This window comes from Mesorhizobium sp. M2A.F.Ca.ET.067.02.1.1, from assembly GCF_004023285.1.
Classification (GTDB): Bacteria; Pseudomonadota; Alphaproteobacteria; order Rhizobiales; family Rhizobiaceae; genus Mesorhizobium.
In genome coordinates, this window is the sequence record NZ_RZSB01000398.1 from 1 (window position 1) to 5553 (window position 5553).

Below are 5553 nucleotides of genomic sequence, written 5' to 3' on the forward strand. Positions count from 1 at the left end.
GTCAGCGACATCAAGGCGTTCATCCAGAACGGCGAGGCGCGCGAGCGCGAGCTCGACAAGGCGCTGAACGACGCGCTTGCGGTGCTGCCCAACGTGCCGCTGGAGGACGTGCCGGTCGGCAAGGACGAGCACGACAATGTCGTCAAGCGCATCGTCGGCGAGGTGCCGACGCGGCCGAACTGGATGAAGGAGCATTTCGAGATCGGCGAAGCGCTCGGCATGATGGATTTCGAGCGGGCGGCGAAATTGTCCGGCGCGCGCTTCACCGTGCTGAAAAGCCAATTGGCCCGCATGGAGCGCGCGATCGGCCAGTTCATGCTCGACCTGCACACGACCGAGCACGGCTACGAAGAGGTCATTCCGCCGCTGATGGTGCGCGACGAGGTGCTTTTCGGCACCAACCAGCTGCCGAAATTCGAGGAAGACCTGTTCTTCACGCCGCATGGCGACGGTCGGCTTGGCCTGATCCCCACAGCGGAAGTGCCGCTCACCAACCTCGTGCGCGAGGAGATCACCGCGCATGAAAAGCTGCCTCTGCGCTACACGGCGCTGACGCCGTGCTTCCGCTCGGAAGCGGGCTCGGCCGGCCGCGACACGCGCGGCATGCTGCGCCAGCATCAGTTCTACAAGGTCGAGTTGGTCTCGATCACCGACCAGGAAAGCTCGATCGCCGAGCATGAGCGCATGACGCAATGCGCCGAAGAGGTGCTGAAGCGGCTCGGCCTGCCGTTCCGCACCGTCACGCTCTGCACCGGCGATATGGGTTTCGGCGCGCGCAAGACCTACGACATCGAGGTCTGGCTGCCGGGGCAGAACGCCTATCGCGAAATCTCGTCCTGCTCGGTCTGCGGCGACTTCCAGGCACGGCGCATGGATGCCCGCTACAAGGACAAGGACGGCAGGGGCAACCGCTTCGTTCACACGCTCAATGGTTCGGGTACCGCCGTCGGCCGCGCTCTCATAGCTGTCATCGAAAACTACCAGAATGAGGATGGCAGCGTAACCATTCCTGAAGTGCTGCGGCCTTACATGGGTGGTCTCGCCAAGATCGAAGCGAAGTGACTTGATGCGCATACTGCTGACTAACGATGACGGCATCCACGCCGAAGGGCTGGCGTCGCTCGAACGCATCGCCCGCACGCTGTCGGACGACGTGTGGGTGGTGGCGCCCGAGCAGGACCAGTCCGGTTACGCGCATTCGCTGTCGATTTCGGAGCCGCTTCGGCTGCGCAAAATCGGCGAGAAACATTACGCGGTGCGCGGCACGCCGACCGACTGCGTCATCATGGGTACGAAGAAGATCCTGCCCGGACCGCCGGACCTGATCCTGTCCGGCGTCAATTCCGGCGCCAACATTGCTGATGATGTCACCTATTCCGGCACCGTTGCAGGCGCCATGGAAGGCGCGCTGCTCGGCGTGCGCTCGATCGCGGTCAGCCAGGCTTATTCCTATGTCGGCGAGGATCGCGTGGTTCCTTACGAGACGACCGAGTCGCTGGCGCCGGCGCTGTTGAAGCGACTGGTGGAAACGCCGCTGCCGGACGGCGTGCTGCTCAACGTCAATTTTCCGAACTGCGCTCCCGACGAAGTGGAGGGCACCGTCGTCACCTCGCAGGGCAAGCTGGTGCACAGCCTCTGGGTCGATGAGCGGCGCGACGGACGCGGCCTGCCTTACTACTGGCTGCGCTTCGGCCGCGAGCCGGTCGAAGGCAAGAAGGGCACGGACCTCTACGCGCTGCGCAACCGGCTGGTGTCGGTGACGCCACTGCAGCTCGACCTCACCGCCCATGAACTCCGCGACCAGCTGACCAAGGCGCTGTCATGAACAAGGCATTGGCATGAACGTGGTTTTGGCATGAACACAGGCATCGACGACCGCGAAGGTTTCGCCGCTTTCCTGCTCAGGCTGCGGGGCAGGGGCACGGCGCCCAAGGCACTGGTCGCCGCCTTCGAGGCGACGCCGCGGCGCGGTTTCCTGGCGGCCCAGTTCCATTCGATCGCCTGGTCGGACGGCATGCTGCCGATCGAATGCGGCGAGGCGATCGAGGGCGCCGATTTGCAGGCAGCCGTGATTGCCGCGCTGCACATCGAGCCGGGCAACCGCGTGCTCGAGATCGGCACCGGCTCGGGCTACACGGCAGCGGTCATGTCGCGGCTTGCCGCGCGCGTCATCACCATCGACCGCTACAAGACGCTCACCGAGCAGGCCAAGCAGCGCTTCGAGGCGCTTGCCATCAGCAACGTCATCGTCCGCCAGGCCGACGGTTCCAACGGCCTGCCCAATGAAGGGCCGTTCGACCGCATCGTCGCCTGGGCGGCCTTCGACAGCCTGCCGCGCTTCCTGCTCGACCAATTGTCGAGCGGCGGCATCGTCATCGCGCCAATCGGCCCGGAGGAGGGCGAGCAGGTGCTGGCCAAGCTCACCAAGGTCGGCAGCCGCTTCGAGCGCGAGGACATCGGCATGGTCAGGCTGCAGCCGATCCTGCGCAGCGTCGCCGCGGTGATCTAGGGGCGGGGCCGATATTCAGGTGAGCCCGGCCTGCGAAAGGCGGTCTCCTGCGCTTCCGGTGCTCACGTACTGATAATACGCTCCGCTCCGGTTCTCGGACACCACCATTCTCGACTCGGGCTGACCTGAACCTCCGCCCCGTCCAGCGGCCCGAAATGTTTTAAGAAAATTTTCGTCGGATTCTAAGGGGTTAACCCGGCAGTAACATTAACGCGCTTTAATCAGGGCCAGTTTGTACCGGGTCTGTGCGGGTTAGTGCGATGCAATTCAATCACTTGAAAGCAAACAGACGCAATCTGGCGCGCGGTTGCGCTGTGCTGATGATTGCCGGCGCGGCGGCCGGGTGCAGTTCCCAGTCGATGCGCTTCAACGGTGTCGATGATGTCTTCACGTCATCCACCAACAATCAGCGCGCCATCATCAACAAGCAGAATGTCGACCAGCCCTATCCGGGCGACACGGTCGCGCCTGCGCCGGTCGATGGCACGCACACCCAGTCGGTTAGCCGCTCCAGCCTCGAGCCGGTCACGACCCAGCAATTGCCGCCGCCCTCGGCGCCGGCTACGGCAAAGCCGATGCGTACCGCTACGGCTCCCGCCCTCGCGCCGGCTCCGGCGCTTGCGCCGGCACCGCATCTCGACAGGACGGCCACCGGCACGGTCACGCCGGCAAAACCGTTCAAGACCGCCGAGCCTGACGCGGTCCGCAACGCAAGTGCTGCGCCACATGCGACCGAAATCGTTGTCCGGGACGGCGAGACGCTTTCAGGCCTGGCCGCGCACTACCACGTGCCGGCCGATGCTATAGCCAAGGTCAACGGCATCGATCCGAAGAAGGGCATCCGGTCCGGCCAGAAGATCGTCATCCCCGCTTATGCCTATTCGAGCAAGGCGGAGCCGAAGGTTGCCGAAGGCAAGCCGGCGAACACGCCGAAGCAGCCCGCGCCGGAAAAGGTCGCGGTGCTGCCGCAGCAGCCGAAGGTCAAGGACGGCAAGGCGGCCGCTCAGGTCGATGCGTCGGCTGCGGCCACGGGCTCCAAGAACCCCAAGCCCGCGCCGCAGGTTGCCGAGGCAAAGCCCGCCGGCGCCGGAGGCACCTATACTGTCCAGCAGGGCGACTCGCTGTCGTCGATCGCCAGGAAGACGGGCGTCAGCGTCACGACGCTGAAGCAGGCCAACGGCATGCAGGACGGCTTGCTCAAGATCGGACAGACGCTCAAGGTTCCGGCTGGCGGCACCGTCGTGGCGGCTGCCAAGCCGGCGGCCACCACCAAGCCCGCGGTCGATCCGGTGACGACGGCGACGACGCCGCCGCCGGCGAAGACCACCGAGACGCTCGCCTCCTACACGCCGCCGAAGAAGGATGCCAAGGTCATCCAGCAGGCCGAGGACGACAATGCCGAGGCGCCCGACGCGACCGGCATCGGCAAGATGCGCTGGCCGGTGCGCGGCCGCGTGATCTCCAGCTTCGGCTCCGGCAAGGACGGCGTCGACATCGCGGTGCCGGAAGGAACGCCGATCAAGGCGGCCGAGAACGGCGTCGTCATCTATGCCGGCGACGGTCTCAAGGAGTTCGGCAACACCGTGCTGGTGCGGCACGAGAACGGCCTGGTCACCGTCTACGGCCATGCAAGCTCGATCGAGGTGCAGCGCGGCCAGAAGGTCAAGCGCGGCCAGGAGATCGCGCTGTCCGGCATGAGCGGCACCACCGACTCGCCCAAGCTGCACTTTGAAGTGCGCAAGAACTCGGCGCCGGTCGATCCGTCCGGCTATCTCGAATAGAACAAGAACAATTGCGGGCCGCCTGACCTCCAGTCCGGCCCGCCGTCTTCAGCCCGTTCCGCAAGGAGCGGGCTTTTTCAGTTGTGCGGGATGCAGGCTCAAAGGTGATCACGTAGCGTGTCGGCGATCATCTCCTCGAGGCTGCTGGCCTTAACGCCCAGAAGCGTCTCCGCGTCGGAGGAATCGACCAGCAGGGGGCTCTCGAAGAGATACGTCATCTCGATCAGCTCATGCATGCCCAGCGCTTCCATCTCGGGGATGGAGTAGGAGTGCGTCTCGGCAATATCCCGGCCGAGCATCGCCGCGGTTTTGCGGATGAGCTCGTTGGGGGAGGCGTGTTGGGAGGGGACATGAAACGCCCGTCCCCATTCGCCCGTGTAGCGGGAGGCTGCGACGAGCGTCCTGGCGACGTCCTTGGTGAAGCTCCAGGCATGAGTGGCGTCGAGGTCGCCAATGAAGGCGACAGGCTTGTCCTCGATGATGGAGGGCAGGGCGATCAGCGAGAAGTAGCTGATCGCGCCGTGCCCGAGATAGTCGCTGGAACGTATCTCGATCGCCGGCACGCTGGCACGGGCCGCCCGCTGCCACATGATCGTCCTGGCGGTTCCCTTCTTCGAATTCGGATCAAGCGGCATGTCGGAGCGCAGCGGGCTCTCGCCATTCTTGCCGTAACCGTAGAGGTTTCCAAGCACGATGAGCCTGGCGCCGACTGCTTCGGCCGCGCGCACGGTGCCGTCGAGTATGGAGAAAAAGTCAGTTGGCCAGCGATGATAAGTGGCCATGGCGCACATGAACACTGCGTCGGCGCCTCGGCAGACACGCGACAGCGCCGAGGCGTCGGTGGCGTCGGCTTGTATCGAGCGCACATTGCGCAAAGCGTTCGAGCCGACGCTTCGGCTGGTCAGGATGACATCATGGCCTTCCTCGCCAAGAAGGCGAGCCGTCTCGCGTCCGACCGGGCCCGCGCCGACAACAACATATGAACTCATGGCAACCTCTCTTCCATGTTTTGAAGGAGGGGAGGGAGTACAAGGTTGCGGCGTTGAAAATCGCGCCGGAATTGCCAAATCTTGAACAGGTTTTGCCATGAATCGAGAGAGCATGCTTCCGCAATTCGCTCCGGCCCCATCCGACGTCACGATGCTTTCCCGGCACGTCGAGGCAGGCGTCCATCGGCTGCCTCGGGCGCCGCACCACCGCATCATGGTGCATGCGAGCGCGGCAACGCGCTCCTACTGCAATCAGGCCGGGCGATATTTCGTC

At 64.6% G+C, this 5553-nt stretch carries 5 protein-coding genes; 4 read left to right on the forward strand and 1 reads right to left on the reverse strand.

The window, feature by feature from the left end:
• The 4 genes from serS to EOA28_RS23195 form a co-directional block, all read left to right on the forward strand.
• A partial coding sequence (serS, locus tag EOA28_RS23180) for a serine--tRNA ligase (protein WP_128315314.1) occupies positions 1-1062 on the forward strand: 1062 nt, incomplete at its 5' end.
• Positions 1063-1066: 4 nt separating this feature from the next.
• A complete protein-coding gene (gene surE / locus EOA28_RS23185; protein ID WP_126082291.1) occupies positions 1067-1825 on the forward strand; it encodes a 5'/3'-nucleotidase SurE in 759 nt (252 codons plus the stop codon).
• 30 nt (positions 1826-1855) lie between these two features.
• A complete protein-coding gene (locus EOA28_RS23190; RefSeq protein WP_127252322.1) occupies positions 1856-2509 on the forward strand; it encodes a protein-L-isoaspartate(D-aspartate) O-methyltransferase in 654 nt (217 codons plus the stop codon).
• A 260-nt stretch (positions 2510-2769) separates the two neighbouring features.
• The gene (locus tag EOA28_RS23195; protein WP_127252324.1) at positions 2770-4290 is read left to right on the forward strand and encodes a peptidoglycan DD-metalloendopeptidase family protein; all 1521 of its coding nucleotides are present in this window, start codon (positions 2770-2772) and stop codon (positions 4288-4290) included.
• Positions 4291-4388: 98 nt separating this feature from the next.
• Here EOA28_RS23195 and EOA28_RS23200 read toward each other — a convergent pair whose 3' ends face one another.
• A complete protein-coding gene (locus tag EOA28_RS23200) occupies positions 4389-5279 on the reverse strand; it encodes an NAD-dependent epimerase/dehydratase family protein (RefSeq protein WP_128315315.1) in 891 nt (296 codons plus the stop codon).
• Positions 5280-5553 lie beyond the last annotated feature (274 nt).

Coding starts and splice junctions, on each gene's coding strand:
- EOA28_RS23190 (WP_127252322.1), top strand. CDS start 1,856: ATGAACACAGGCATCGACGACCGCGAAGGTTTCGCCGCTTTCCTGCTC.
- surE (WP_126082291.1), top strand. CDS start 1,067: ATGCGCATACTGCTGACTAACGATGACGGCATCCACGCCGAAGGGCTG.
- EOA28_RS23195 (WP_127252324.1), top strand. CDS start 2,770: ATGCAATTCAATCACTTGAAAGCAAACAGACGCAATCTGGCGCGCGGT.
- EOA28_RS23200 (WP_128315315.1), bottom strand. CDS start 5,279: ATGAGTTCATATGTTGTTGTCGGCGCGGGCCCGGTCGGACGCGAGACG.